Below are 26,811 nucleotides of genomic sequence, written 5' to 3' on the forward strand. Positions count from 1 at the left end.
GCGGCAACGCCAAGCCGCCCTCGCCGCGTTGCGGCAACGCCAAGCCGCCCTCGCCGCGTTGCGGCAACGCCAAGCCGCCCTCGCCGCGTTGCGGCAACGCCAAGCCGCCCTCGCCGCGTTGCGGCAACCCCGACTCGGCCCTCGCCACGTTGCGGCGACCCCGCGCAGCCGTGGCCCCGTTGCGGCAACCGCCGCGCTGGCCTGGGCCGCTTGCGGCAACCGGCCCGCCGCCGCGTTGCGCGTTCGCGGGCCATGACCACCGCGGTGGAACTGCATCGCGGCGGCAGCCGAACCCCACGAGCGGCCCATTCGCGGCCACCTGCAGTGCCGCGTGGCGGATCGCGGCCGCTGCCGCTGCTACGCAGCCGCCTCGCGGCCCGCCCAGCGCCGGGCGTCGGCCGCGCATCCGTCCGCCGCCACCCGGCTCGGTCGCGGGCTGGCCGCCGCGGACGCTCACCATCCGGATCGGAAAAGATTGCGAGCGGCCACGTCCGCCACCATTCCGCGTGGCCTGCGTGGCGCTAGCAGCGGAAACACGCTAAAGGCCCAAGCGGCCGCGCGCTTTCAGGCTCGTCGTCCGGCACGGAAAGAAATGGTTGGCCGGGGCTAAATGCTCCGGCCAACCATTTCTTTTGCTTATTTTTCTCTTAAGTGACCGATCGTAGTGCTAGCAATTCACATTGTCGCGGATCAGGCCACCGAGGCGAGGCGGCGGGGGGCCGGCTCTGCGATTTCGGTGTCGAGCGGGCGGTCGGTGTGCAGCGGCATCGGGGTTGCCTGCACCGCCGGCAGCGGCGTCGCGATCATCGCTCGCGCCAGCGACGTGAACGCGTGGGCCGCGTTCACCGAGACCAGGCCCACGAGGCGGTCGTCGCGGTGGTAGCCGACCACGACCCCCGACCGGGCGGTGTCGCGGCGGTGGCGCTTCATCTCGCTGATCGAGACCTCACCGTCGGGCACTAGCTCGCCGCAGACCTGGATGCGTAGGCCCCACTGCTCGGTCCAGAAACGCGGGATGACCGTGACCGGGCCAGGGTTGCCGTCCTCCGCGAGCAGCGTGCGGGCCGCACCTCGTCCTTGCTCCAGCGAGCTGATCCAGTGCTCGGCCTTGCGCAGCTGCGGGCCGTACCGCAGGTTGGGCCAGGTCGCGACCGCTCCACAGGCGACGACGTCCTCCAGGCCGACCACCCGCAGGCTCTCGTCACAGACGACGCCCTTGGAGGCGTCGATTCCGGCGTTTTCGAGCCAGGCCGTGTCCGGTCGGCCGCCCGTGGTCGCGACCACGACGTCGCCGACCAGGTTCTCGCCGTCGTCCAGCTGCACCATCCAGCCGTCGCGGAAGCGGTTGGCCGTGGCCACCCGGTGGCCCAGGCGGAAGTCGACGCCCTCGTCGCGCATGACATCAGTGACGTGGTTGCCGACCTCTTCGCCCAGCGCCCGCACCATGACCTGCTGCTTGGAGTCGATGACCACGCAGTTGCGGGCCATGGACCGTACCGCCGAGGCGACCTCGCTGCCCGTGATGCCGCCGCCGACGATGATGACGCGCTCCGCGTCGCGGAGGGCACGGCGCAGCGACCAGGCGTGCTCGAGGTTGTGCAGGAGGTGCACGCCCGGCTCCGCTGCCCACTTGGGCATCGTCGGCGACGAGCCGGTGGCGATGACCAGGCCGTCGTACGCGAAGGACTCGCCCGTGTCGGTCTCCACCCGGCGGTTGTCCGGGTCGAGGTCGACGGCCGTCCGACCCAGGTACCAGGTCAGATCCTCGTCGTGGAACGGCATCCGGGTGTCCTGCGGGCGCTTGTGGCCGGTCAGGATGCCCTTGGAGCACGACGGACGGTCGTACGGGCCTTCCTTCTCCGCACCGACCATCGCGATCTCGCCCGGGTATCCCTGGCGCCGGAGCTCTTCGGCCGCGGCGACGCCAGCGCGTCCCGTTCCGACGATCAGAATTCGGCCGTAGTCCGCGCGCCTCTTCCGCCGCGTCATCGGTCTCCCCTGCTACGTCGACGTGGTCCGGCGCCCGAGCCCGCCGGAATCCGTGTGGGGCCGGTCAGTGGTTCCTCGGCCGGCTCAGTCTTCTTCTGGGTAACCACCGTGGTCGCGGTCCGGTTGAGCTGGATCGCTCGCGCCGGACACACCTCCACGGCTCTGATCACGTCGTTCGCCAGATCCGGCGGCACGGTCGCCTTGTACGCCAGGCGCCCGTCACCCCGCAGGGCGAACACCTTGGGCGCCTCGTGCTCGCAGAACCCGAACCGCGCGCAGCGGTTGCCGTCCACGTTGACCAGCAGCTCGTCGCCGACGCCGGCGTTGCCGTTGCGGCGGTTGGTGCGTTCCTGGCGCCACCCGAGGTACCAGGGCGTCGTCGTGCCCCACAGCAGCAGGGTGATCACGAACGAGCCGAGGACGGCACCCCAGCGGACGCCGGTGGCCATCTCGGAGCCGGACATCAGCACGTGTCCGACCAGGAGCATGTAGGCGACGTAGTTGAACGCGTGGAACGCGCGCCAGCGGGTGTAGCCGATCTTCTTCTGGATCAGCACCGAAAGGGTGCAGGCCGCGAAGAGCTCGAGCGAGATGACCCCGACACCGATGCCGATCGGGTCGTACGGGTTGGTGAACGGCACGACCACGTCGACCAGCCTGACCGTGCCCATCGGGCCGGCGAGCTGCGTGAAGCCGTGCACCACGCCGAGCGTGAGGCCGAGCAGCGCGATCGTCTGGTGGATCCCGTACACGGTGGCGTGCTTGATCCGGCTCTGAGCCCAACCGTTGCGGAGCATGAGTCCCCAGAGGACCGCCAGCCAGAGCAGGAAGAGCGACACGAACCCAACTGTGGCCGCGACGATGTGCACGCTCTCCTGTGCGTTGCGCACGGCGGTTCCTCCCATGTTCGTGAGGGGATGTGGGGACAACGCAAGTATGGTGCGGCGCGACGAATTGTCAATCTGGTGTCGTCGCCCGTTTCGGGGGGAGTTTTCGATGGCCAACACGCTGTGGAACGGTCACCGGACGGTCGGTTGGCGAACTATAAATTTGCTTTAAACGTGCCCTAGGCCTTCCTTCACTTAAGCCTTCTCTAATTGACAGACGTTTATCGTCTCTCTGCGTGTCGAGGTGCGGCTACGGCCGCCGACCCCGGAGGAGTGAAAGTGGAAGTCCGGCAGCTGGTCGGGTTGGGAGCGCGAGTGATCGCGGTGGCGTCGTTGGTGGCGCTGGTGCCCGCGTCCGCGGCCCTGGCCAACGACCACTACCGTGCGGCGGCCCCGGCCGTGGGCGGCGGCGCCATGAACCATCCCGGCCACGTGGCGGGGATGAGCCACGCGGCCCACATGGCGGCGATGAACCAGGCCACTTGGAACGCCAACCACGCCGCTCACATGGCCGCGATGAATGCCATGCGGGACACGAGCAAGCTCAGCTATCTCGCGCCGTCGCCGGGGCCGGAGAAGTTCCCCATTCCGGTGCCTCCGGACGTCGCGGTCGCCGAGAACGGCAAATACGGCCCCGTCGGGCCGTCCGACGTCGACCTGGTGGTCAAGGTGCGGCTCGCCGGCCTGTGGGAACAGCCCGCCGGTCAGATGGCCGTGGAGAAGGGCAAGAACCCGCGGGTCAAGGAGATCGGCAAGATGATTGCCGAGCAGCACGCCGTGCTCGACAAGCTCGACGTGCTGGCAGCCCAGCGTCTTGGCATCCAGATCCCGAACGAGCCCAACCGCGACCAGCAGTTCTGGCTGCAGGAGATGCGCGATGCCGAGGGCGACGAGTTCGACCAGATCTTCGTCGACCGGCTTCGCGCCGCACACGGCAAGGTCTTCTCCGCCATCGCGTTCGTTCGCGCGGGCACCCGTAACGACCTCGTCCGTGAGCTGGCGCAGCAGTCCAACCAGTTCGTGGGCACGCACCTCACGCTGTTGGAGAGCACGTCCCTGGTCGACTGGCAGCACCTACCGCTTCCTCCGGAGCCGGCCGACGGCCCCGTTCCCGCCGCGGGCTACATCAAGAGCGGCGTCAGCCCGACAGTGATCTGGCTGGTGTTGGGAGCCGCCCTCGTCGCGGGCCTCATCACCATGATCCGCGTAACGCGTCCTCGGTAACACCACGAAAACAACAAACCGCATCGGTGTGTGTCCACATGGAAGGTGACACGTAATGACCAGAAGTAGGCAGGCCCCCCGCAAGAACCGGCGGTACATCGCCGTGTTCGCGACGCTGGCGGTCTTCGCCGGCCTCGTCGCAGTCACACAGGTGTCGCTCGCGGGCAGCCGCCGGGGTCACAACAGCGGCAACAACCTGCCGTGGTGTCAGCCGACGACGGCCGCGGCCGCGGCGCACGACCACAGCACCGACCAGGACCCGAACGCGACGCCGCCGGCCGACGCCCCGGCCGGTGAGGTGGCCGGTGCGGCCGGCGACGGCACGTCGGGCGACGCCACCGCGCCCGACGCGCAGGACGCCGCGGCCGCCAAGGCGACGGCGTCGGCCGCCGCGAAGGCCCAGGCCGAGCAGCGCCGTCGGCAGAGCAACGACAACAGGAACTGCCGCCCGACCACCACGCCGAGCAGCTCCAGCGGCGGCTCGAACGGTGGCTCCAACGGCGGTGGCAGCAACGGCGGCGGCTCCAGCCCCGGCAGCACGACGTCGCCGGGCACCGGCACTGGCACCGACCCCACCACCGGTGCTCCCACCACCAGCCCGACCTCGCCCGCCGCTCCCCCGGCGCTGCCGGAGTCGCTGGGCAACACCTGCGAGAACAGCAGCCTCCAGGAGCACGACGGCTTCCAGAACGGCCCGCGTTGCGTCACCACCCAGTTCGGTGAGGTCGGCGCCGTCGAGAACAACCCGACGCTGCTGATCAGCCGCGCGCCCGCCCGGGCCCGGGTCAACCAGCCGTTCGACATCCAGGTCAGCACCCGCAACCTGGTCCGTGACCGGTTCCTGCCGGCCGGCGCGGGTGGCTACTACAAGGAGAGCTCCTTCCTCACCGAGGAGGGCCTGCTCCGCGGTCACTTCCACATGGCCTGCCGCCTGCTGAGCGGCCGGGGCGCCCAGGACCCGGCTCCGGTGCCGGCCTTCTTCAAGGCGGTCGAGGACGGCGGCGGCGGCGCTGCCCCCGACACCGTGACCGTGACCGTGCCCGGTCTGGCCGCGACCGGTGTCGCCCAGTGCGCCGCGTGGGCCGGTGACGGTTCGCACCGCATCCCGATGATGGTGCGGGCCAACCAGATCCCCGCGTTCGACTCGGTCCGGATCGTCGTCACCCGCTAGTTACGCGAGCACTACCGCTGCGGAAGGGCCGGGCACCGGAAACGGTGTCCGGCCCTACGCGGTTAGCACCGTCCACCGTGAACGGCCCGGAGGGGAATCATGGACAAGCTTCGCGCGACCCGGATCCGCCAACTGACCTGCGTCTACCGGTTCGACGCCGGGGTGCGCGGCGGCGCGGGTCTCCTTGCCGCCCGGGTGGTCGGCGACGGTTGTCCGCTGCGGGCGCTGACCCACCACGGCCTGCTGGCCAACCCGCGATGGACGGCGATGGTGGCGGAGCTCATCGTCCCGGTCGTCCTCACGCACCTGGACCGCACCGGTGAGTCGATCCGCCAGGTCGCCCGCGACGGCCGCCCGTGCGTGCTGGCCGAGACCCGGGTGAGCACGGTGGCCCTGCTCGGCCCCGCCGACCTCGAGTGGATCGGCGGCCGGATCACCGTGTTCCTCGACGAGGTGCGCCGGGCCGCCCGCGACGCGGGCCTGACCTGGACGATGCCGATGTGGGACAGCAGCCCGGCGCCGCTGCGGGTTCAGTAGCGCCAGCGGGTAGCCCCCACCACCGTCTCGTCGTCGGCCCCCTCGAACAGCGTGATCTCGCCCTGCCGGACCACCGCGACCGTGTCGACCAGCGCCGCCCCGAGTGCCGAGGTGAGCACTTCGTCGGCCTCGAACGCGGCCACCGCCGCGGTCAGCGATGCCGGCAGCCGCTCGATGCCGTCCACGTCGTGAGGGTCGACCGGCACGGGATCCGGCAGCAACGCCTCCGCCGCCACACCTGCCCGGCCCGCCGCGAGCAGACCGGCCAGCAGGAGGTGCGGGTTGGCCGCCGCGTCGACGCACTTCACCTCGAGGTTGGCGTTCGGACCCGCGATCATCCGCAGCGCCGCCTCGCGGTTCTCCAGACCCCAGCAGGCGTACGCGCCGGCCCAGCGCTCGGGCACCAACCGCAGGTACGAGGCCACCGACGGGGCACCGAGCGCGAGCAGGGCCGGCAGCCGGGACAGGATGCCAGCGGCGAATCCCTCCCCCGCGCGGTCGAGCCCGAACGGCCCGGACCCGCCGGCCATCGCGCTCACCCCGTCGCGCAGCACGCTCAGGTGCGCGTGCCGGCCGTTGCCGACCTTCCCGGCGCTGACCACGGGCGCGAACGACGGGCGCAGGCCGTGCGCCGCACTGACCGCGCGGACCGTGTCCTGCACGAGCACCACGGTGTCGGCGGCGCCGACCGGGTCCTCCGGCGCGAGCGAGACCTCGAACTGGCCGTGCGCGTACTCGGGATGGATCTGCTCGACCACGACCCCCTGCGCGGCCAACGCCGCGAGGATCGCCCGCAGGTACGGCGCGAGCTCGACCAGCCGGATCATCCCGTACGCCGGGCCGGTGGTGGCCGGGACGAAGTCGTCGCCGGCGCCCCGGGACACGCACCACTCGACCTCGAAGCCGGCGCGCACCGTCAGCCCGTCGGCCGCCAGCCGGTCGACCTCCCGGCGGAGCAGCCAACGGCCGTCCAGCGGGTGCGGCTCGCCGGCCTGGTCGAACCGCTCGGCCGGCGCCCAGGCCCAGCCGGGCGAAGCGGCCAGCGGCACGAGCCTGTCGAGGTCGGGGTGCAGTCGGAGGTCGCCGACCGGCCCGCCGGCGAAGCGGCCGCGCACCGAGCCGTCGTCGACCAGGAAGGTGTCGAACACCGGCGCGGCCCCCGCGCCCCACTGCGCGGCGTGGGCGAGCCGGGCCACCGGCACGGCCTTGACCCGCGTGACGCCGCTCGTGTCCACCCAGGTCAGGGCGACGCCGTCGATGCCGTCGGCGACGAGCCGGTCGGCGGCGGCGCGGGCCTGCGCGGCACGGCGATCCCGCTGCATGGCGTCCACGGACCTAGGTTATGACGATGGACCTGCTGGTGGACCATCATTGCCACGGCGTCGTGCGGCGCGATCTCGACCGGGCCGAGTTCGAGGCCCGGCTCTCCGAGGCCGACCGGCCCGCCCCGGGCACGACGCTGTTCGACTCGGCGCTCGGCGACGCGCTGCGCCGGCACTGCTTCCCGGTGCTCGACCTGGCCGCGACCGCCACCCCCGACGACTATCTGGCGCGGCGCGCGGAGCTCGGGCACGAGGAGGTCACGCGGCGACTCCTGCGGGCCGCCGGACTCGCCGCGGTCCTGGTCGACACCGGCTTCGCCCCGGAGCCGCTGACCACGCCCGCGGAGCTCGCGGCGGCGGCGGACGCGGCGGCGCACGAGGTGGTCCGGCTCGAAGCGCTGGCCGAAGAGCTCGAGGTCGGCACCGCCAGAGGGTTCGCGGGTGCGGTGCAGGAGGCGCTCGCCGCTGCCGCCGCCCGGCCGGACACCGTCGCGTTCAAGTCGGTGGTCGCCTACCGGGTCGGCCTCGCGCTGGGCGACGAGCGTCCGAGCGAGGCCGATGTCCGCGAGGCCGCGGGACGCTGGCTGGCCGACGGTGCGGGGCGGGTCGCCGACGAGGTGCTGCACCGGTTCCTGGCCTTCGCGGCGTTGGACACGGGGCTGCCCTTGCAGTTCCATACCGGACTCGGCGACCGGGACACCGACCTGCGTCTGGGTGACCCGCTGTTGCTGGCGCCGTGGCTGCGGGCGGCCGAGTCGACCGAGGTGCCGGTGCTGCTGCTGCACTGCTATCCGTACCAACGGAATGCCGGTTATCTGGCCCAGGTCTTCCCTACCGTCCACATGGACCTCGGGCTGGCCACGCACAACGTCGGCGAGCGGGCGCCCGCGGTGCTCGCGGAAGCGCTGGAGCTCTGCCCGTACGGCAAGTTCCTCTACTCCTCCGACGGGTACGCCCTGCCGGAGCTGCACTTCCTCGGTGCGGTGCTGTTCCGTGCCGCGGCCGACGCCGACCTGGTCCGACGGACCACCGAGAACGCGCACCGGGTCTATCCGACGGTGGGCGGAAGGGGCCCTGGCCGATAGGGTCCCTTCCGCCTTCTCACCGCCCGCGCGTCAGCGCCGGGGCTTTTGGGGCACGCGCGGGAGCACGTACGGCGGACCGCTGTAGATCAGGTCTGCCTTCAGCTCGTGGTACGCCCGCTTGGGCTGGTAGTTCTCGTCCATGATCGTGGCCAGGCCCTCCGGCGGGTTCGTGAACCAGGTCGGCACCCAGGAGTGCTTGTCGGTGAAGCCCCAGACCGTGTACGAGAGGCAGTGCCGGTCGGCCAGGCAGGCCTGGAGCAGCGCGCTGTAGTTGGCCGCCGACGCCTGGAGGCGCGGGTTGATCTCGTTGGAGTCGCCGGCCTGCACACCCGCCGTCAGCTGGCTGCGCACGTCGACCTCGGTGAACGCGGTGGCCAGCCCGAGCCCGGCGAACTTCTTCAGCGCCGCGGCGACCTGGAGCGTGGAATAGTTGCCGTACTGCGTGCCGAGGTGTCCCTGACTGCCGATGCCGTCGATCGGGACGCGGTCCCGCAGCAGCGACTTGGCCAGGTCGTAGACGAACTGGGTCTTGTCGTTGGCCGGGTCACCCGAGCCGAACGCCTCGATGTTGTAGTCGTTGTAGAACAGCAGCGCCTTGGGGTCGGCGGCGCGCGCCCAGCGGAACGCGTCGGCGATGTAGCCAGGGCCGAGGTTCTCCGCCCAGAAGCCCTTGTAGTGCAGCGTGGGCGGGCTGTCCCAGGGGTCGCTGACCGCCTCGTTGACGACGTCCCACTGCCAGATCTTGCCCTTGAAGTGCTTGACCACGGTGGTGATGTGGTTGCGCAGGATGTCGCGGAGCTCGGCTTTGCTGATCGAGCCGTCGCTGACGCCGGTGGTGAGCCAGGCGGGCAACTGGTTGTGCCAGACCAGCACGTGGCCGCGCACCTTCTGGTTGTTGCGCTTGGCGAAGTCGATCAGCTCGTCGGCCGGACCGAAGTTGTACGTGCCGCGGGTGGGCTCGAGGCTCTCCCACTTCATCACGTTCTCGGCGGTGACCGAGGAGAACTCCTTGGACACGGTGGCCCGGTACTGGGGGTCGGAGGTGTCGGCCAGGGCAGCCATGTCGACGGCGGTGCCGATGTAAAGGTCGTGCCGCAGGCCCAACTGGCGCAGGCTCTGCTGGGTCGGGTCGACCGGGTGGCTCGCCGTGGCGGGTGCCGCGCCCGCCACGGCGGCGGCCGCGACCACCGCCACGCCGGCGGCGAACCATCGATTCACTTTCATGTGCGCTCCTCTCGGGATGACCGGGGGTGCCGATCGCGAGCGACGCCGATAGTTGCGGATCGAGTTCCGTAACTTTCCGGAAACGTAGCCGTCGAGATCGCTCCCCGTCAATCCAAAAGAGTTCCGGAAATCGGACGAGAGCACGCGGTTCCGACGGCGGTGGGCCACCGGAAGTTTCGGATCATCTTTCGAGGTACGTGGCCTCGTCGAAGTCCGCGTAGCCGCCGTCGGCACCCAGGTCCTGCACCCAGAGGCCGAGGAACGCACCGGTGAACCCCCACGCGGCCGGCTCGCCGTCGACCACCAGGGCGGCGTGCTCGTCGGAGAGGATCGTGGCGTCCAGCGCGACCGGCAGCTCCTGCCAGCCGTCACCGAGGTCGTAGCCGAACCGCACGACCGTGCCGTCGAACACGGCGCGCAGGCCGACCCGGGTCGCGTCGCCACGGTCGACCGTGAGCTCCGGGTGCGCGGTGCGCTTGCCCTGGTCGCTGCTGAGCAGCTCGAGCACCACCCGGCCGTCGTCGCCGCGGGTCAGGTAGAGGAAGTGCCAGTTCAGCGAGTTGTAGTAGGCGGTGATGCCGGCCAACTGCCGAAAGTCGCGCGGCTCGAACTCGACCACGGTGGACAGTTCACAGTGCAGTGAGCCCACCCGCCGGGCGACCAGGCTCGGCGACCGCCGGCCGACCGGCGACTGGCCGCCGTGCAGCCGCAGGTGCGACGGGCGGGTGGTCAGGTCGACCCAGTCCGGCGTCGCCGGCCGGCGCAGCGTCGACCACGAGGGGCCGAGCCGCGGCTCGGTGAAGTCGTCGGTGGCCGGCTCGTCGGGCCAGGGGTGCGCCGGCAGCGCGGGAGCGGCGACCTCGTCGGCCGGGATGCCGCCCGCGATCCGGGGCCAGCCGCCGGGCTCCCAGTCGACCCGCTGGATCGCCGTCTCGCGGCCGAGCACGCACTTGCCCAGCGGGGTGTCCGGGCGGGCCGCCAGGTGCGCGAAGTACCAGCCGTCGCCGGGCACCTCGACCAGGCTGCCGTGGCCGGCCTTCTGCAGCCGGAGCTCGGGGCGGCCGTACGAGGTGAGCAGCGGCCCGTTCGGGTCCGGCTCGTACGGGCCGAACAGCTCCCGCGACCGGGCCACCGTGGCCTGGTGCTCCCAGCTCGTCCCGCCCTCGGCGGTGACCAGCCAGTACCAGCCGTCGCGGCGGTAGATGTGCGGCCCTTCGGTCATCCCGGCGGCGGTGCCGGTGAAGATGATCCGGGACGGGCCGACCAGCTCGCGCTTCGCCAGGTCGTACCGCTGGATCTCGATGCCGGCGAAGCGCTCGCGGCCGGGACGCCAGTCGGCGCTCAGGTTGAGCAGCCAGGTGCTGCCGTCGTCGTCGTGGAACAGGGACGCGTCGAAGCCGTGGCCGTGCAGTTGCACCGGGTCGTCCCACGGCCCGTCGATCGACGGCGCGCTGGTGTGGAAGTTCCGCGGGTCCCAGTAGCCACTGGCGAAGCTGGCCACGTCGCTGTAGATCAGGTGGAAGCGACCGTCGTGGTAGGTCAGGCAGGGCGCCCACACCCCGTTGGAGTCGCCGCTGCCGCGCAGGTCGAGCAGGCGCCGGTCGGTGATGATGCCGCCGATCGCGCGCCAGTGCACCAGGTCGCGCGAGTGGTGGAGGCGCACCCCGGGGTACCACTCGAAGGTCGAGGTCGCCAGGTAGTAGTCGGCGCCCACCCGCAGCAGCGACGGGTCCGGGTTGAAGCCGCGCAGGACCGGGTTCTGGATCGACCGGGCGGCGGTAACGGTGGCTGCGGTCTCGGTCGACATGGGCAGCTTCCCTTCAGGTCCGCTTCCGGGGACTTCCGGAAGCCGCTCCCCCGTGGGATCGGCGAGCGTTCCGAACACGGTAACGGCTTATATCGAGATCCGACAGTTCCTTGACCGGCAGTTGCGGTCGTCGTACCGTCGCCGGCATACCGGAAATCGATCTGAAACTTTCGGCGGGTTGACGGACCGATCGACGTCCGTAGGCTCCACCCATGACGAAAGGGCGATCCGTGTCTGGTGGCACTGCCGCAGGTGACAAGAGGACCGTGACAATCGCGGCGATCGCACGCCTGGCCGGCGTGTCGGTGCCGACCGTCTCCCGCGTCCTCAACGGCCGCGCCGACGTCTCGCCGAACACCCGCAAGCGGGTCGAAGACCTGCTCAGCCAGCACGGCTACCGGCGCCGACCGCCCAGCATGCGAGCCAACTCGGGGCTGGTCGACCTGGTCTTCAACGACATCGACAGCCCGTGGGCGGTCGAGATCATCCGTGGCGTCGAGGACGTCGCGCACGCCTCCGGCGTCGGCACCGTGGTGTCGGCCATCCACCGCCGCACGTCGTCGGCCAAGCAGTGGCTCGACAACATCCGCACCCGCTCGACCGAGGGCGTTATCTTCGTCACCTCCACGTTGGAGCCTCCGCTGCAGAGCGAGCTGCGCCGGCTCAACATCCCCGTGGTGATCGTCGACCCGGCCGGCGTGCCGCCTCAGGAGTCGCCGACGATCGGCGCGACCAACTGGGTCGGCAGCCTGCACGCCACCGAATACCTGCTTGGGCTCGGGCACCGTCGGATCGGCTTCATCGGCGGCCCACCGCAGCTGATGTGCAGCCGTGCCCGGCTAGACGGCTACCGGGCGGCACTCGAGTCGGCTGGCATCCAGATCGACGACGACCTGATCCGGCCGGGCAACTTCTATCACGAGGCCGGGTTCGCGGGCGGCACCGAGCTGCTCACGCTGGCCGACCCGCCGACCGCGATCTTCGCCTCCAGCGACCAGATGGCCCTCGGCGTGTACGAGGCGGTGCGGCAGCGCCAGCTCCGGGTGCCCGACGACATCAGTGTGGTCGGCTTCGACGACCTGCCCGAGGTGCGCTGGTGCTCGCCGCCGCTGACCACCGTCCGCCAGCCGCTCGCCGAGATGGGGCTCCTGGCGGCCCGCACGGTGCTGCGCCTCGCCCGCGGCGAGCAGATCGAGAGCCCGCGGGTCGAGCTGGCCACGGAACTCATCGTCCGCGACAGCGCGGTGGCCCCGGCGAAATGACCCGGTCGTAGTCTTTGTCTGATGGAGACCGTCGAGCGTGTCGTCACCGAACGCGGTGAGCTCGTCCTGCGCCGCGACGGCGGGCAGTACGAGCTGATCAGCAACGGCGTGTTCCTGATGGACACCCGCACCGGCGCCTCGGAGCGCACGCTGGTCCAGGCCGCGCTGTCCGCCGCCGCCCCCGGTGCCCGCCTGCTGATCGGTGGCCTCGGCGTGGGCTTCTCCCTGGCCGAGGCCGTCAGATCCGAGACGCCCGCCGAGATCGTGGTCGTCGAGATCGAGCCGGCCGTGGTCGCCTGGCACTCGTCCTACTTGAAGCCCTTCAGTGACGGGGCCCTGGCCGACCCGCGGGTCCGCGTGGTCACCGCCGACCTGGGTCATTGGCTGGCCACCACGGACGAGCGCTTCGACGCCATCTGCCTCGACGTCGACAACGGTCCGGACTGGACGGTCTTCGGCGAGAACGCGGCCCTGTACGAGGACGCGGGCACCGAGCTGCTGCGGGGCCACCTCGACCCGGGCGGCGTGCTGGCGGTCTGGAGCGCCAACGCCTCGGCCGCCTACCTGGCCCGCCTGACGGCCACGATCGGCCCGGTCGAGACCCTGCTGACCGAGGTCTCCCACGGTGAGCCGGACGTCGTCTACCTGGCCCGTCGCTCCGAGAGCTGAGCATGGTGTTCGCGCCGCCGCCGACCGCCACCGCACGCCGACTCAACCGGGCGACTCTCGACCGCCAGCTCCTTCTCGGGCGGCAGCCGCTGCGGGTGGGCGAGGCCGTGCGGCGCTTGTTGGCGTTGCAGGCACAGGAGCCGGCGTCGCCGTACCTGGCCTTGTGGAACCGGGTGGCGGGACTCGACGCGGCCGAGGTCGACCGGGCGTTCGCCGACGGTACGGTGGTCCGCTCCAGCCTGATGCGGGTCACGTTGCACGCCGTACACGGCGGCGACTGGGCCGCCCTGCACGCGGCTATGACGCCGCTGCTGCGGGCGTCGCGGCTGGCCGACTACCGCTGGCTGGAAAGCGACCTGACCGACGCCTCGGCGTTGGCGGCGCTCGACGACCTGGCGGCCTTCGCGACCGAGCCTCGGTCCGGAGCGGAGATCCAGGCGATGCTGGAGGGCCGGGTCGACGACCCGGCCAAGATGTGGTGGGCGCTGCGCACGTTCGCGCCGCTGCACTACCGCCCGACGGGCGGTCCCTGGTCGTTCCGGCACCCGGCCTCGTTCGTGACGGCGCCGGGTGCCGCCGCGCACGACGACTCGGTGCGCGCCCTGGTGCGGCGCTATCTGGCCGCCTTCGGCCCGGCCTCCACATCGGACATCATGGCGTTCACCCGGCTCAACAGCGCGCGCGTCAAGGCGGCCGTGGCGGGGCTGGGCGCCGAGCTGACGGTCAGCGACGGCCTGCTGGACCTGGCGGACGCGACGCTGCCACCGGAGGACGTCGCGGCACCACCGCGGCTGCTGCCGATGTGGGACAACGTCCTGCTGGCGTACGCGGACCGCACGCGCGTGATCCCGGCGGACTACCGCACCGTCGTGGTGCGCCGCAACGGAGACGTGCTGCCGACGCTGCTGGTGGACGGCTACGTGGCGGGCGTATGGCGCCCCGCGGAGGACGGCGCTGGCATCGAGGTGACCGCCTTCCACCGGCTGGACCCGGCCACGTGGTCCGGCATCGCGACGGAGGCGCGCGCGTTGACGACCTTCCTCGCCGACCGCGACCCGACCGTCTACCGCCGCTACCGCCACTGGTGGACAAAGGGCATCCCGTCGGCCGAGGTCCGGATCATCGAAGCGTGATCGAGTTCCTGTGCCCCGGCTGCGGCGGGGTGTCCGGGTCGCGCCGACCGAGCACACAGACGCCGTCGACCCACCAGTGCGGACCTCCGCTGATTCGAACCGCTCGCCGCGTCGCAGCACGAAACCGCCCGCCACCTCCTCCCCACGCAGTTCGGAATCGCTGCGCCACCCGCCAGGCGGCCGGAGCGTCGTCGAGGTCAGGGGTGAAGGCCGAGGCCAGCGGCTCGCGCGGCGGCGGCCTCCGGCGCGAAATGGTCGTCCGGACGGCGCGGCCGCAGCGGGTCGGCGGGAACGAGGAGGATCACGCCCCCATCTTCCCGACCGCCGCAACGCGGTTAGGCGCCTACGAGTTGGTTTTGTGGAGTTTGAGGATGCGGCCGGTGATCGGGTTGGCGATCGCTCGCAGGTAGGCCAGGCCCACCTCGGCCGCCGGCACCGTCGCGAAGCCCGGGAAGAACGGGTGGTAGTGCGTCGACTCCGTCAGCACCGTGGGGCTCACGCAGTTGATTCGCAGGCCGCGAGGTAGTTCTGTGGCCGCCGCTTTCACGAAGCCCTCGACCATGTGGTTGACGGTGCTGCCGAGGGTGCTGTGGTGGGTGTACTCGTCACTGAGCACGCCCGACACCAGCGTGAACGAGCCGCCGTCCGTGATGTGGGGCAGCGCCGCTCGCACCAGGTTGATCTGGCCCATGCCCTTGCCCGCGATCGAGTCCGCCCATTGGGCGTCCGACGCCTCCGCCAGCGGGCCGGGAGAGACTTCGCCGGCCGCGCTGGCTACCGCGTCGAACGGGGCCAGGCGGGCGAACAGGTCGTCGAGGCTGGCTTTGTCCGTGAGGTCCGCCTGGTGTGCGCCCGACGTGCGGCCTACCGTCACCACCTCGTGGCCGTGGGTCTGCAGGGTCTCGCGGACCGCCGCGCCGATCGCTCCGCTGCCTACCAGGATCACTCTCATGCGGGACCTCCTGCTCGTCGTCAGCACGCGTGCTTGCGGCCCATGCTAAATCTGTCAGTAGCTGACATCCAAGGCCAAGCCTGTCGCAGTCGACACATGCTGCTACCGTCGAGCTCGTGGGATTGCGGGAGTTGACCCGGCGCGCGGTGCGCACGCAGATCGCCGAGGCGGCGATGGAGCTTTTCGTCGCCAACGGCTACGAGGAGACCACCGTCGACGAGATCGCTGCCGCCGTCGGCATCTCGAGCCGCAGCGTGTTCCGCTACTTCCCCACCAAGGAAGACATGGTGGTCGGGCTGCTGGACGGCGTGGGCGACGGCCTGGCGGCGGCGCTCGCCACCCGGCCGCGCGACGAGTCCGCCTGGGTCGCCCTGCGTCACGCCATGACCCCGCACCTCGACGACCTCATCCGTGACAGCGACCGCAAAATCGCCACCGCCGTGATGCTCGCCGACACCCCGGCGCTGCGCGGGGCACTCCTCGCGAAACGCGCCAGGTGGGAAGAGGCGCTCGTCCCCGACATCGCGCGCAGGCTGAAGGTGCCGCCCGCGCGGCGCGACCTGGCCGCGCGCGCGGTCGTCGGGGCCGCCCTGGTCTGCCTCAACAACGCGGTGGACGAATGGGCTCGCAGCGGCGGCACGAAGCCCCTCGCGAAACTGCTCGACACCGCTGTCACCGCTGTACGGGGCTGAGTCCGCGCGAGCTTGCCGACCGGCTGGCAAGGGGTTGAGGGTGACCCGCCGCGGGCCTGGCCAGTGACGCGTCAGCGAGCGATCCCCGGCGGGAGCGACGGTCGTGCCCCACGCGAACCCGGGTCATCAGGGGTCGCGAACTGTCCTGAATGGGTCCTGTCGGTGGGACTAGGACGGCGATCATTCCAGTCAATTCGACATCGATAGCGCTCCCATTCCGAATCTGGCCGACAAACACGAAGAACAGTCACTTAGCGCCGATCAACCCTGCTACAGTCGTGGTTCGCTTGGGAAAATGTCGCCGGAAGTCCGCGCAGGGGGCGATGAAATGCCACGTGCGGTCTCGGCCGTCGCGAAGTCGCAGGCCCCGGCGTTCTGGGCTGGGCTCTTCGTGCTGGTGGGGCTGGCCGCGGCTATCGCATATCTCCTCGTCGACAGCACCACGGCCAGCGGCATCACGTTCGCGGTCGTCGGTGGGGGCGCGGCCGCGTCGCTGGTCCTCGGGTCACGCCGCAACGGCGCTCGACCTCGGTGGCCCTGGCTCCTGCTCGGGGCCGCCTCCGTGTTGTTCGTGGCCGGCGCCGTCGTGCGGCCCTGGTCCACCGAGCAACGCGGGGCCGTCCAGCTCACGGGCGACGCGTTCACCCTGCCCGGTTACGTGCTGATGTTCGCGGCCCTGGTCGGCTTCCTGACGGTCAAGCACGGGCCGAAACGGCACGCCGTCATCGACGGGATGCTGCTCGGGCTCGGCGCGGGGCTGATATTCGCGCTGCTGTTCAGCATGCCGGCGGCGGGCATCGAAGACCGCTCCGCGGCGGTGTCCACCGTGGCCGGGCTGTACCCCATCTTCGACCTGGTGCTGGTGCTGCTCGTCGCCAACGTCGCCTTCACCACCGCGATCCGCGGCCCCAGCTACCTCATGCTCATCGGTTCGATGGTGTTGTTGCTGGTCGGCGACATCGGTTACGCCATCATCGGCGTCAACGGCACGCTCAACGGCAGCCGGCTCATCGACCTGCCCTTCCTCCTCGGTTTCGTGCTGATCGGCGCGTGCGCGCTGCATCCGTCGATGAGACACATCGGCAGGCGTACGCCGCTGCCGGTCCAGGCCTGGTCCTGGCGCCGGCTGCTCCTGCTCATCCCGGCGCTCGCGGTGCCGTTCGTGCTGACGGCGGCGATCCCCGACCTGAGCCGGCTCGACCGGATCGTGCTGGCCGTCGGTGGCGCGCTGATGGTCGCGTTGCTGCTGCTGCGGTCGGTGTCGGCGGTGCAGGCGTACGCGGCCGCGCAGCGCGAGTACGAGTACCAGGCCACGCACGACCACCTGACCGCCCTCCCGAACCGCGCGCTGCTCGTCGACCAGGTCGGCCAGATCCTCGCGCGGCCGACCGAGACGGACCGTCCGCTGTGGCTGTTCTTCCTCGACCTCGACGGGTTCAAGCTGGTCAACGACTCGTGGGGGCACTACGCCGGCGACCGCGTGATCGTCGAGGTGGCCCGGCGCCTGCGCCGCACGGTGCCGGCCGGGGCCGCGGTCGCCCGGGTCGGTGGCGACGAGTTCGTGATCGCGCACGTGTCCACCGCTGACGAGGCGATCGCGCTCGCCGAGCGGGTGCTGGCCAGCCTCACCCTGCCGCTGCAGGCCACCGCGTCGGACGTGGTGGTGTCGGGGTCGATCGGCATCGCCGGGTCGGCGGTCGCCAAGGCCGACGACGCGCTGATCACCGCCGAGGGGTTGCTGCGGGACGCGGACACCGCGATGTACCAGGCCAAGGCCGAGGGGCGCGGCCGCTGGGTGCTGTTCGACTCGACCATGCACGACCGGGTACGCGACCGCATCGAGCTCGAGCTCTCGTTGCGCCACGCGCTCGCGCATGACCAGCTCCGGCTGGCGTACCAGCCGATCGTCCGCCTCGGTGGCGCCCGCCTGACGGGTGTCGAGGCGTTGATCCGCTGGGAGCACCCGACGAAGGGCACGATCGCGCCGACCAAGTTCATTCCGGTCGCCGAGGAGACCGGACTGATCACCGACCTGGGCCGCTGGGTGATGCGCGAGGCCCTGCGGCAGCTCGCCGAATGGCGCAGGAACGACGTGGTCACCGAGGACTTCTGGCTGTCGATCAACGTTTCGCCGCGGCAACTGCGTGACCCGCGCCTGCCCGGCGAGCTGGCCGAGGCCCTGACGGAGAACGGCCTGTCCGGCGGTTCGGTGATGCTGGAGATCACCGAGTCGGTCATGGTCGACGGCTCGCAGGTCACCGACCAGGTGATGGCGGATCTCCGCGGTCTCGGCGTGCGGCTCGTCGTCGACGACTTCGGCACGGGGTTCTCGGCGCTGGGCTACCTGCGGCGCCACCCGGTCACCGGGGTGAAGATCGACCGGTCGTTCGTCGGTGGCCTCGGGACCAACCCGGAGGACGAGGAGATCGTCCGGGCCGTGGTCGCGATGAGCTCGGCGCTCGGGCTGACGGTGGTCGCGGAGGGCGTGCAGACCCAGTCGCAGCGGGACGTGCTGCAGGCGCTCGGGGTCGTCTACGGGCAGGGTTGGCTGTGGGGCCGCCCGCAGGACCCGGAGACCTTCGCCCGGTTGCGCCGGCCGGCGGCCATCGGTCGGGGTGGCGACCTGGCTCGCGCCGAACGGCCGGCCCCGGAGGAGCCGAAGCGGTCGACGGTGGTCGAGGGATTCCCTCGACTCGGGCCTCCTCCCGCGGCGAACGGCGACGAGGCCGAGGCGGCGCGGCGGCTGCTCGACCCGATCCCGGGCGAGCCGCCTGTGGCGCCGGTCCGTCCGGCCACCGGGCCCAAGTCCGTGTCGGGCGAGAACGGCGCCGCCTTTGCTCCGCCTCGACCCACGAGCGGCGCCGGCTCGGCGACGTCCGCCGGCCAGACGCACGGTGTTGACCGCGGGCCGGGGAGAAACGGAGTCGAACCGCAGGTCGGCAACGGCGGTCCTGGGACGGCGTACAGGGCCGACCGCGACGGTGGAGCGGACCTGGCGGGCGCTGGACCGCGGGACGCGGAGCAGGCGAGCGACGAAACGGACCGGTCGCTCGGGAGCGAGGCAATGGCGGCGAACGGGTCCACGGTCGGTCCCAGGTGGACGGTCAACGGCCGGATGCGTGAGGTCACCGCCGAGGGGGGCGAGTCACCGGATGCCGCCGGCGCTGCGGACGCGGGGCGGGCCGGGGACGGCACCAATGGTCGGGTGCTCGGGTCCCAGGCGGACACCACCTCACCGAACGGGTCGTCGTCACCGGGGCGCGAGGACAACGGTCATGAGCCGGTGACCGCGGTGCCGCCGGTCCCGGTCAAGAACCGCCGTCGGTCAACGCACGACGTGCAGCGCGCCCGACCGGTCACGGAGTCGACGAACGGCGGGGGCGCCGAACGCGTCGACGAGATCGAAGTCGGGCACCGCGTCGCCCGCACACCGCTCGAAACCTCAGACCCGCTGACGGACGCCAACACAGGCGACCGCGACGAGAACTGACCTTCGCCACCGCCTGCCGCGGAACGGATGAACGAGGGGCCGGAAGACGGCGAAGGGCCCCGCCGAAAGACAGCACCGGAAACCGCCGCAAGACAGCCCAAGCGAGGGGTCGGATGACTGCGGCGGAGACCTCTTGCGGGCTCTGTTTGAAGGTTGATTCCGGTCGGCGGGTTAGGAGGCGATCGGGAGTTCCCAGGACCAGAAGGCCTGGGTGTCCAGGCGGGTGGCTACCACGTCCGGGGTCAGGGACGTCAGCGTCCGGGTGATGGCGGCGTCAAGCTGCCGCGACTCGTTGCGGGCGCACAGGTCCAGGGCCGCTATTCCGGCGTTCGCCCGGACTACCCGCCACATCCTCTCGATCATCTCTTCGAAGACGCCCGACCGGCGTTGGTCGGCCTCGATCGCGATGAATCCCAGGTACCAGATGCGGCGCTCCGCGTAGCGGTCCGGCCAGCGGTGGGCGAAGTAGTCCGGGGAGATCAGGGGCATCGCGTCCAGGTCGTTCGTGAACGTCGACAGGCCCGCCAGCGTGTCCTCCGCCGTCAGGGCGATGTACTTCTCGACCCGGTCGTCGGCCATGACCTCGTCGAACTCCGCGCGGTGCATGAGGTGCCGCTGGACCGCCGCGTAGCGTAGTTCCTCGAATGCCGTCGTATAGAGGTGCCAGGCCTCCTCGCGTCGTTTGCCGGTCAGGACCTTCTCGACGTCGACGTGCATAACCTGCCCGTTCCTCGATCATTGATCGACAGGCAACGGTACCGGGATGTACGAAAAATGCAAGGTCATTCACGTTGACTGGTTGGTCACTCGGGTTCGTTCTTGGCCCTTCCGCCGATCAGATAGGGAGTTGTGTAGCCCTCGTAGGCCAAGTGCGCGACCATACCGTCCGCGGCATGCGGCAGGTTATGGCAGTGGTCCATCCAAATGCCCGGATTATCGGCACGGAACGCGACCACGTAGCTTTCGTTCTCGTCGACGTCGAGGGAGTCCGTCCACCATGGGCTTCCGCTGGCCGCGACCCCGTTGCGGGACAACACCAGCGCCACGTGGCCGTGCAGGTGCATCGGGTGCACCTCGCCCGAGTTGTTGGTGATCGTCATCCGTACGACGTCGCCCTCGCGGACCATGAACATCGGCACGTCGGGATAGAGGTGGCCGTTCATCGTCCACCACAGACCGGGCCGCCCGTCCAGGAAGCCGGGCCGCCGGTCGATCGTCAGCTCGAAGTCGCGGTCGAAATGCCCGGTATCCAGCGAGACCGGGGCCGGCGTCCCGTAGGACAGCAGGTCCAGCGTCGACGCGGGGGTCACCGCGGCCGGAGCCGATGCGCCCGCAGGGCCGACCACCAGCGAGGATCCCGCACCGAGATCGACCCGGACCGCGCCATCCCGAGGCGTGATCAGGAGGTCCGCCCGACCACCGGCCGCGATGGCGAGACCCCGATCAGTCACGTCGGACGGCTCGTGCAGGTCATGACCGTCAACGGCGACCACCCGGTACGGCGCACCGGTCACCGACACCCGCAACGGCCCGTTGTCGGTGTTGACCACCCGCACCCGGGTCGCCACCCCGATCGGCGCGGGCACGGACCGCTCCCCCGTCGCGCCCTGGACCGTCCGCCGACCGTCATAGGTGTGCACGGTCGCCACCACGTCGTGCTCCGCGGCGCCGGACGCCGGCGTGACCACCAATGCCCCGAACAGCCCGCCTTTCACCTGTTCGTGGGAGATCTGGTGGGAGTGGTACCAGTAGGTCCCCGGATCGCTCACCACGAACCGGTAGGTGTGGCGCCCACCGACCGGCACCGCGTCCTGCGTGACCCCGGCGACCCCGTCCTCGGCGTTGGGCACCCGCACCCCGTGCCAGTGCAGCGCTACGCCATCGGGCACCGACTCGTTGACGAGCTCGACCTGCACCAGGTCACCGACCCGCGCCCGGATCTCCGGACCCGGCGACACGTGGTTGAGCGTGTAACCGGCAACCTTCTCCCCCGTGGCCAGCGTGAAGGTCTCCGCGCGCGCCGTCAGCGAGACGGACACGGCCGGCTTCCCGGACGGCCCGGTCAGGCCCGCGATGTCGATCCCACCGGCATGCTGATGCCCACCGGAAGGCACCGCACCGCCACCCCAGTCGGCATAGCCCATCTCCATGACCGACACCGTCGACGGAACGCGGCTGTCATACCAGAGATAGCCAAGCGTCCCGACCAGGACCACGGACAGGACCACCGCACCCCACCGCAACCACGAACGCCACCCGGCGGCCTCCGCACCGCCAGACGACGAGGGCGCTGCACCCGTGGAGGCCGAGGCGCCCGAAGAAGCCGCAGAACCCGCGGAGGCCGAGGCCTCCGAGGAGGTTGTGGAGCTCTCGGGAGAAAAGTCGGGCGTCATTTGGGCATGGCTGTCCGACTCGGCCGGGCTGGAGGTGCGCTCGGCCGAGTCGTCGGCGACGGTCATGCGCTCGCGGGGATCCCGGAATCACCGCTCCTGGCAGGAGCGGCAACCGAGGGATCGGCCTTGGTCGCGCGCGACCCCGCCACGCCGGCCAGGCCGGCCACGGCGAACGCGTTCAGCGCGTGCAGAGTGCCCACCACCGGCGCCGCGAACGAGGCGAAGGCGAGTGCGATCTGTAGGACCACCAGCCCGACGACACCCCACGCCATGGCTGCGCCGCCGCGTACCTTCGCGAAGAACGAGACGATGCCGAAGAGTAGGGCCAGCACCGGGATGACCATCATGCCGATCACCGAGTGGAGCATCGCGCCGATGTTGGCTTCGGTGTCTTCCGTGAAGGGGACGCCGTCGCCGGCCTTGTTTTGGATGTCGAACGCGCTCCAGGCGATGACCAGCACCTGCACCACCACGCCGAGCGCGATCAACCTGGACAACCAGATGTAGAGCGAACGCATCGGATGCACCCCGTCTGAAGAGTCTGTGTTGGACGGGATGACTGTAAGGCCGGCGTACGACAGGTTCGTACTCGGCGGGGAGTATCCGTCAGTACGTCACAGGACGTATCAGAGCGCCTGTCGCAACCACTCCTCGACACCGGCGATGTGCACCGTGGCCCACGACCGCGCCAGCTCAGGCTCGTGAGCCGCGATCGCGTCGACGATCGCCTGGTGTTGCTCGCGCGTCTTGTCGACGGCGCCCTCCTGGGTCAGACCCCGCCAGATCCGTGCCCGCGTGGTCGGCCCGGAGAGCCCGTCGATCAGCGAGCAGAGCGCCGCGTTGCCCGACCCGGCCGCGATCGCCCGATGGAACTCCAGGTCGTTGGCGACCAGCGCCTCCACCGACGGTGACGCACCGAGCTCGTCGAGCACCCGTTGCAGCGCCCCGACGTCACTCGGCGACATCCGCAACGACGCCAGCGCCGTCGCCGCCGGCTCGAGGATCCGGCGCACCTCCAGGAACTGGAGGACCGTGTCGTCGCGGTGGAAGTCGACAACGAAGCTCAGCGACTCGAGCAGCAGGTCAGGCGACAGGCTGGTGACGTACGTGCCGTCACCCTGTCGTACGTCGAGGATCTTGATGATCGACAACGCCTTGACCGCCTCGCGCAGCGAGTTGCGGGACAACCCGAGCCGCTCGGCGAGATCCGCCTCCTTGGGGAGCCGGTCCCCGGGGCCGAGGGCCCCGGAGACGATCATCTCCTTGATCTTGTCGATGGCCTCGTCGGTCAACGCCACGCCGTCACCTCAACCCTCAGTCCTGGGCCTTGCCTGTCGTCAACCGGGCGAGCATCAGCGCCACCAGGATGATCAGGCCGTAGATGGCCTGGATCCACTGCGCGGAGACGCCGGCCAGCGTGAGGATGTTGTTGATCAGGCCGAGCACGATGACGCCGCAGAGCGCGCCGAAGAGCGTGCCCTTGCCGCCTTCCATGCTGACGCCACCGATCACGGCGGCCGCGAACACCGTGAAGATCATGCCGTCGCCCTGGGCGGCGGCCACAGAGCCGAGCCGCCCCGTCATCAGCAGACCGGCCAGCGCCGCGAGCAGACCGCCGACGATGAACACGATCCACATCACCCGGTCCACCCGGATGCCCGCCGCGCGCGCCGCGTCCCGGTTGCCGCCGATCGCGTACACCGCGCGCCCGTGCCGGAAGAAACCGAGCACCGCGATGCCGATCGCGAAGAGGATCCCGCAGATCCAGATCGAGGCCGGCAGGCCGAGCCAGACCGCGTTGCCGAGGTAGAGAACCGACATCGGCAGCTCGAACAGGTTCTGGCCGCCGGTGATGCCGATCTGGAGCCCGCGCAGCACGATCAGCATGCCGAGCGTCACGATGAACGCCGACAGCCCGAACCGCAGGATCAGCAGCCCGTTGAAGGCACCGACCGCCAGACCGACGAGCAGGCAGAGCGGGATCGCCAGGTACGAGGCCCACTCGGTGCCGATCCCGTTGCTGGCGGCCGGGATGACCAGCGCCACGGCCAACGCCGGCGCGAGACCGACGGTCGACTCCAGCGACAGGTCGAACCGGCCGCCGATCAGGATGATCGCCTCGGCCAGCACCAGCAGCGACAGCTCGGTCTGCTGTTGCAGGACGTTGGTGATGTTGGCGCTGCTCAGGAACACCGGATCGATGAGCGCACCGACGAGGACCAACACGACGATCGCGGGTACGAGCGCCAGGTCCCGCATCCGCGCCAGGCGCGGCCCGGTCAACCGCCGCCGCGCGACCGGCGCCTCCGGCGGAGAGACCGGCGCTGTCGTAGTCATGAAGAAGCTCCTTCGGAAGAAACACCCTCGACTGCCGCGACCACCTGCGCGTCGTCCCAGCCGCGGGAAAGCGTGGCCGTCACGCGGCCGTGGAACATGACCAGCACCCGGTCGCAGTGGCGCAGGTCGTCGAGCTCGTCGGAGACCATCAGCACACCCGTGCCCTGGTCGGCCGCCGAACGCACGGCACCGAGCAGCGACTCCTTGGAGCGCACGTCGACGCCGGCGGTGGGATTGATGAGCACGAGCACCCGCGGGTCGGTGGACAGCGCGCGGGCCAGCACGACCTTCTGCGCATTGCCACCTGACAGGCTGGCGACCGGGGCCGCCGCGCTCTCGGTGCGGATGTCGTACCGCTGGATCATCTCCTCGGCCACGGAGGTCCGCCGCCGGGGCACCACGACACCGGCCGGCCCGAGCCGGTCGCCGATCGGCATCGTCGCGTTCTCCGCCACCGACAGCAACGGCACAAGCCCCTCACGGTGCCGGTCCTCCGGCACGAGCCCGATCCCCGCACGAAGCGCCGAAGGCACGCCAGCACCGACCGCGACGCCGGAGACAGACACGGTGCCACTGTCCGCGCGCCGCAGCCCGCCGACGGTCTCCGCCAACGACACCTTGCCGCTGCTCCCGGAACCGGTCACGCCGACCATCTCGCCAGGCCGAACATCAAGATCGATCCCGGTGTACGCGTCGCCCAGCGTCAGTGACCGCAAGGAGAGCACCGGTGGAGCATCTGGCACCGACCGTGGCGCGACCTCGGTGAGCCCGACCGCCTCGCCCGTCATCGCCGCCACGAGCGCGTCGTGGCTGACCGCCGACACCGGCTCCGTGAGCACCCAGCGGGCGTCGCGCAGCACGGTGACCGTGTCGCACACCTCGTAGACCTCGCGCAGGTGATGCGAGATGAACATCATCGTCACCCCGCCCGCGGCGAGCGTGCGCATCCGGCCGAACAGCCGCTCGATCGCGGTGGCGTCCAGGCGCGCGGTCGGCTCGTCGAGGATGATGAACCGGGTGCCGAGGGACAGTGCCCGGGCGATCTCGACGAGCTGGCGCTGCTCCACGTTGAGGTCGCCGGCCAGCGCGCCCGGGTCGACGTCGACGCCGTACTCCTCCAGCAGCGCCGCCGCCCGGCGACGCAGCCCGCCCCATCTGATCGGGCCACCGGACGTCTGCCGGTTGAGGAACAGGTTCTCCGCCACCGACAGCGCCGGGATGATGGTCGAACGCTGGTAGACGCAGGCGACCTGGCGCCGCCACCCGTCCCGGTCGGAGTCCGCCGGCGCCGGCGAGCCACCGAACGAGACGGTCCCCTCGTCCGCGCGGTGCAGCCCGGTGAGCACCGAGACCAGCGTCGACTTGCCAGCGCCGTTGCGTCCCACGAGGGCGTGGGTCGTGCCGGCCTGGATCGCGACGCTCACCTCGGACAGCGCTGTGGTCGCGCCGAAGCGTTTGGTTATCTCGCGGGCCGAGACGGCCGGGGGCGGGGCGGCAGCCCCGCTCCCGGCCGCGTCGGTGAGTACGTCGGTCATCACTTCCCGATCTGGTTGCCCCACAACGACGCGTCGTCGACGTTGTCCTTCGTCACGAGCGGCGCCGGCAGCTGGTCCTCGAGCACGCCGTTGCCGACGTCGATGATGGTGCTGTCGTGGTCGGTAGGTCCAGGGGTGAACGTCTTTCCCTCGACCGCGGCCTTGGCGTAGTAGATCGCGTACTTGGCGTAGAGGTCGGCCGGCTGCGACACGGTGGCGTCGATCTCGCCCTTGCGGATCGCCTCGAACTCCTGCGGGATGCCGTCGTTGGAGACGATGAAGATGTGCTTCGGGTCCGTCGGCGGCTTCAGCAGGTTCTTGGATTTCAGCAGCTGCAGGGTCGGCGCCAGGAACACGCCGCCGGCCTGCATGTAGATGCCGTTGATGTCAGGGTGCTGGGCGAGCCGGGTCTGCAGCGCGGCGGACGCCTTGGCGCCCTCCCACTCGGTCGGCTCCTCGAAGATGGTGATGCCGGGGAACTTCGTCTTCATGCACTCGGCGAACGCCTCGGACCGGTCGCGGCCGTTGACCGACGAGAGCGAGCCCTGGAACTCGACGACCTTGCCCTTGCCGCCCAGCTTCTCGCCGAGGAACTCGCACGCCTTCTGGCCGTAGGCGCGGTTGTCGGCCCGCACCACCATGAAGACCTTGCCCTTGTCCGGGCGGGTGTCGACGGAGACGACCGGGATCTTCTTGCTCTCCAACATGGTCAGCGTCGAGGCGATCGCGCCGGTGTCCTGCGGCGCCATGACGATCGCCTTGGCACCCTGCGCGGTGACGGCCTGCGCGTTGGCGACCAGCTTGGCGATGTCGTTCTGCGAGTTGGTCGGCGTCATCAGGTTGATGTCGCTTTCCTTCGCGTACTCCGGGATGTACTTGGCGTACGAGTTCCAGAAGTCGGAGTCGGCCCGGGGCAGGTCGACCGCGATCGGCGCCTTGGCAGCACCGGCGTCGGTGCCGCTGCCTCCGGTGGAGCCGGTGTCGGACGAGTTGCAACCAGCGGTCGCCGCGGCGAAAGCGGCCACGACCGCCACGCTGACGACGGCGCGTCTGTTCAGGATCATCGCAGTCCTCTGTGGTGGGTAGGGGTTATGCGGGGGGA

At 70.6% G+C, this 26,811-nt stretch carries 22 protein-coding genes; 9 read left to right on the forward strand and 13 right to left on the reverse strand.

Going from position 1 to position 26,811, the window contains the following annotated elements; all coding sequences use genetic code 11:
* Window positions 1-690: 690 nt before the first annotated feature.
* Together AB0J88_RS17310 and AB0J88_RS17315 are read right to left on the reverse strand one after the other, a co-directional pair.
* Window positions 691-1,989: an FAD-dependent oxidoreductase gene (locus AB0J88_RS17310; protein ID WP_364343491.1), complete on the reverse strand. Its 1,299-nt coding sequence runs from the start codon at window positions 1,987-1,989 to the stop codon at window positions 691-693.
* Entirely contained in the window at window positions 1,986-2,879 is an 894-nt protein-coding gene (locus AB0J88_RS17315) for a ferredoxin (RefSeq protein ID WP_364343488.1), read from the reverse strand. Before AB0J88_RS17315 ends, AB0J88_RS17310 begins: the two co-directional genes overlap by 4 nt.
* Before the next feature lie 276 nt (window positions 2,880-3,155).
* Between AB0J88_RS17315 and AB0J88_RS17320 the strand changes: the two genes are divergently transcribed.
* The 3 genes from AB0J88_RS17320 (at window position 3,156) to AB0J88_RS17330 (ending at window position 5,808) form a co-directional block, all read left to right on the forward strand.
* A complete protein-coding gene (locus AB0J88_RS17320) occupies window positions 3,156-4,100 on the forward strand; it encodes a DUF4142 domain-containing protein (RefSeq protein WP_364343485.1) in 945 nt (314 codons plus the stop codon).
* A gap of 55 nt (window positions 4,101-4,155) precedes the next feature.
* Complete coding sequence (locus AB0J88_RS17325) at window positions 4,156-5,271, forward strand: Pecanex-like protein 1 (protein WP_364343482.1); 1,116 nt, start codon at window positions 4,156-4,158, stop codon at window positions 5,269-5,271.
* Between the two features lie 99 nt (window positions 5,272-5,370).
* Window positions 5,371-5,808 (forward strand): hypothetical protein, encoded by a 438-nt coding sequence (locus AB0J88_RS17330; protein ID WP_364343479.1) that lies wholly within the window; start codon window positions 5,371-5,373, stop codon window positions 5,806-5,808.
* On the opposite strand, the gene AB0J88_RS17335 is transcribed toward AB0J88_RS17330, so the two are convergent.
* Window positions 5,802-7,130 (reverse strand): glutamine synthetase family protein, encoded by a 1,329-nt coding sequence (locus AB0J88_RS17335; protein ID WP_364344561.1) that lies wholly within the window; start codon window positions 7,128-7,130, stop codon window positions 5,802-5,804. The genes AB0J88_RS17330 and AB0J88_RS17335 overlap by 7 nt on opposite strands.
* A gap of 26 nt (window positions 7,131-7,156) precedes the next feature.
* On the opposite strand from AB0J88_RS17335, the gene AB0J88_RS17340 reads away from it, so the two are divergent.
* Window positions 7,157-8,215 carry an amidohydrolase family protein gene (locus tag AB0J88_RS17340; protein WP_364343476.1) on the forward strand — a complete coding sequence of 353 codons (1,059 nt, stop codon included), beginning with the start codon at window positions 7,157-7,159 and terminating at the stop codon, window positions 8,213-8,215.
* A gap of 30 nt (window positions 8,216-8,245) precedes the next feature.
* On the opposite strand, the gene AB0J88_RS17345 is transcribed toward AB0J88_RS17340, so the two are convergent.
* Together AB0J88_RS17345 and AB0J88_RS17350 are read right to left on the reverse strand one after the other, a co-directional pair.
* Entirely contained in the window at window positions 8,246-9,439 is a 1,194-nt protein-coding gene (locus AB0J88_RS17345) for an endo-1,4-beta-xylanase (RefSeq protein ID WP_364343474.1), read from the reverse strand.
* Between the two features lie 181 nt (window positions 9,440-9,620).
* Window positions 9,621-11,246, reverse strand: coding sequence for a glycoside hydrolase family 43 protein (locus AB0J88_RS17350; protein ID WP_364343471.1), 1,626 nt, complete (start codon window positions 11,244-11,246; stop codon window positions 9,621-9,623).
* A 212-nt stretch (window positions 11,247-11,458) separates the two neighbouring features.
* Between AB0J88_RS17350 and AB0J88_RS17355 the strand changes: the two genes are divergently transcribed.
* Genes AB0J88_RS17355 through AB0J88_RS17365 form a run of 3 tightly spaced genes read left to right on the forward strand, consistent with a single transcriptional unit; the run spans window position 11,459 to window position 14,310 of the window.
* Window positions 11,459-12,508, forward strand: a complete 1,050-nt coding sequence (locus tag AB0J88_RS17355; RefSeq protein WP_364343468.1) for a LacI family DNA-binding transcriptional regulator — start codon at window positions 11,459-11,461, stop codon at window positions 12,506-12,508.
* Between the two features lie 21 nt (window positions 12,509-12,529).
* Window positions 12,530-13,177, forward strand: a complete 648-nt coding sequence (locus AB0J88_RS17360; protein ID WP_364343465.1) for a spermidine synthase — start codon at window positions 12,530-12,532, stop codon at window positions 13,175-13,177.
* 2 nt (window positions 13,178-13,179) lie between these two features.
* Entirely contained in the window at window positions 13,180-14,310 is a 1,131-nt protein-coding gene (locus AB0J88_RS17365; protein ID WP_364343462.1) for a winged helix DNA-binding domain-containing protein, read from the forward strand.
* A 343-nt stretch (window positions 14,311-14,653) separates the two neighbouring features.
* Here AB0J88_RS17365 and AB0J88_RS17370 read toward each other — a convergent pair whose 3' ends face one another.
* The gene (locus tag AB0J88_RS17370) at window positions 14,654-15,262 is read right to left on the reverse strand and encodes a short chain dehydrogenase (RefSeq protein WP_364343459.1); all 609 of its coding nucleotides are present in this window, start codon (window positions 15,260-15,262) and stop codon (window positions 14,654-14,656) included.
* Between the two features lie 116 nt (window positions 15,263-15,378).
* Between AB0J88_RS17370 and AB0J88_RS17375 the strand changes: the two genes are divergently transcribed.
* Together AB0J88_RS17375 and AB0J88_RS17380 are read left to right on the forward strand one after the other, a co-directional pair.
* Window positions 15,379-15,954: a TetR family transcriptional regulator gene (locus tag AB0J88_RS17375; RefSeq protein ID WP_364343456.1), complete on the forward strand. Its 576-nt coding sequence runs from the start codon at window positions 15,379-15,381 to the stop codon at window positions 15,952-15,954.
* 328 nt (window positions 15,955-16,282) lie between these two features.
* On the forward strand, window positions 16,283-19,444 hold the full coding sequence (locus tag AB0J88_RS17380) for an EAL domain-containing protein (RefSeq protein WP_364343453.1): 3,162 nt from the start codon (window positions 16,283-16,285) through the stop codon (window positions 19,442-19,444).
* Window positions 19,445-19,615: 171 nt separating this feature from the next.
* Here AB0J88_RS17380 and AB0J88_RS17385 read toward each other — a convergent pair whose 3' ends face one another.
* The 7 genes from AB0J88_RS17385 to AB0J88_RS17415 all read right to left on the reverse strand — a co-directional run bounded on the left by AB0J88_RS17385 (window position 19,616) and on the right by AB0J88_RS17415 (window position 26,773).
* A complete protein-coding gene (locus AB0J88_RS17385) occupies window positions 19,616-20,161 on the reverse strand; it encodes a hypothetical protein (RefSeq protein ID WP_364343450.1) in 546 nt (181 codons plus the stop codon).
* Window positions 20,162-20,247: 86 nt separating this feature from the next.
* Window positions 20,248-21,672, reverse strand: coding sequence for a multicopper oxidase family protein (locus AB0J88_RS17390; protein WP_364343447.1), 1,425 nt, complete (start codon window positions 21,670-21,672; stop codon window positions 20,248-20,250).
* A 227-nt stretch (window positions 21,673-21,899) separates the two neighbouring features.
* A complete protein-coding gene (locus AB0J88_RS17395; protein WP_364343444.1) occupies window positions 21,900-22,355 on the reverse strand; it encodes a hypothetical protein in 456 nt (151 codons plus the stop codon).
* Between the two features lie 108 nt (window positions 22,356-22,463).
* Complete coding sequence (locus AB0J88_RS17400; protein ID WP_364343441.1) at window positions 22,464-23,135, reverse strand: FadR/GntR family transcriptional regulator; 672 nt, start codon at window positions 23,133-23,135, stop codon at window positions 22,464-22,466.
* A gap of 16 nt (window positions 23,136-23,151) precedes the next feature.
* A complete protein-coding gene (locus tag AB0J88_RS17405) occupies window positions 23,152-24,174 on the reverse strand; it encodes an ABC transporter permease (RefSeq protein ID WP_364343438.1) in 1,023 nt (340 codons plus the stop codon).
* Window positions 24,171-25,709 carry a sugar ABC transporter ATP-binding protein gene (locus AB0J88_RS17410; protein ID WP_364343435.1) on the reverse strand — a complete coding sequence of 513 codons (1,539 nt, stop codon included), beginning with the start codon at window positions 25,707-25,709 and terminating at the stop codon, window positions 24,171-24,173. Before AB0J88_RS17410 ends, AB0J88_RS17405 begins: the two co-directional genes overlap by 4 nt.
* Window positions 25,709-26,773 (reverse strand): sugar ABC transporter substrate-binding protein, encoded by a 1,065-nt coding sequence (locus AB0J88_RS17415; protein WP_364343432.1) that lies wholly within the window; start codon window positions 26,771-26,773, stop codon window positions 25,709-25,711. Before AB0J88_RS17415 ends, AB0J88_RS17410 begins: the two co-directional genes overlap by 1 nt.
* Between the last annotated feature and the right edge of the window lie 38 nt (window positions 26,774-26,811).

Origin of the sequence: Asanoa sp. NPDC049475 (assembly GCF_040676915.1) — a bacterium.
In the GTDB taxonomy this organism is placed as follows: Bacteria; Actinomycetota; Actinomycetes; order Mycobacteriales; family Micromonosporaceae; genus Asanoa.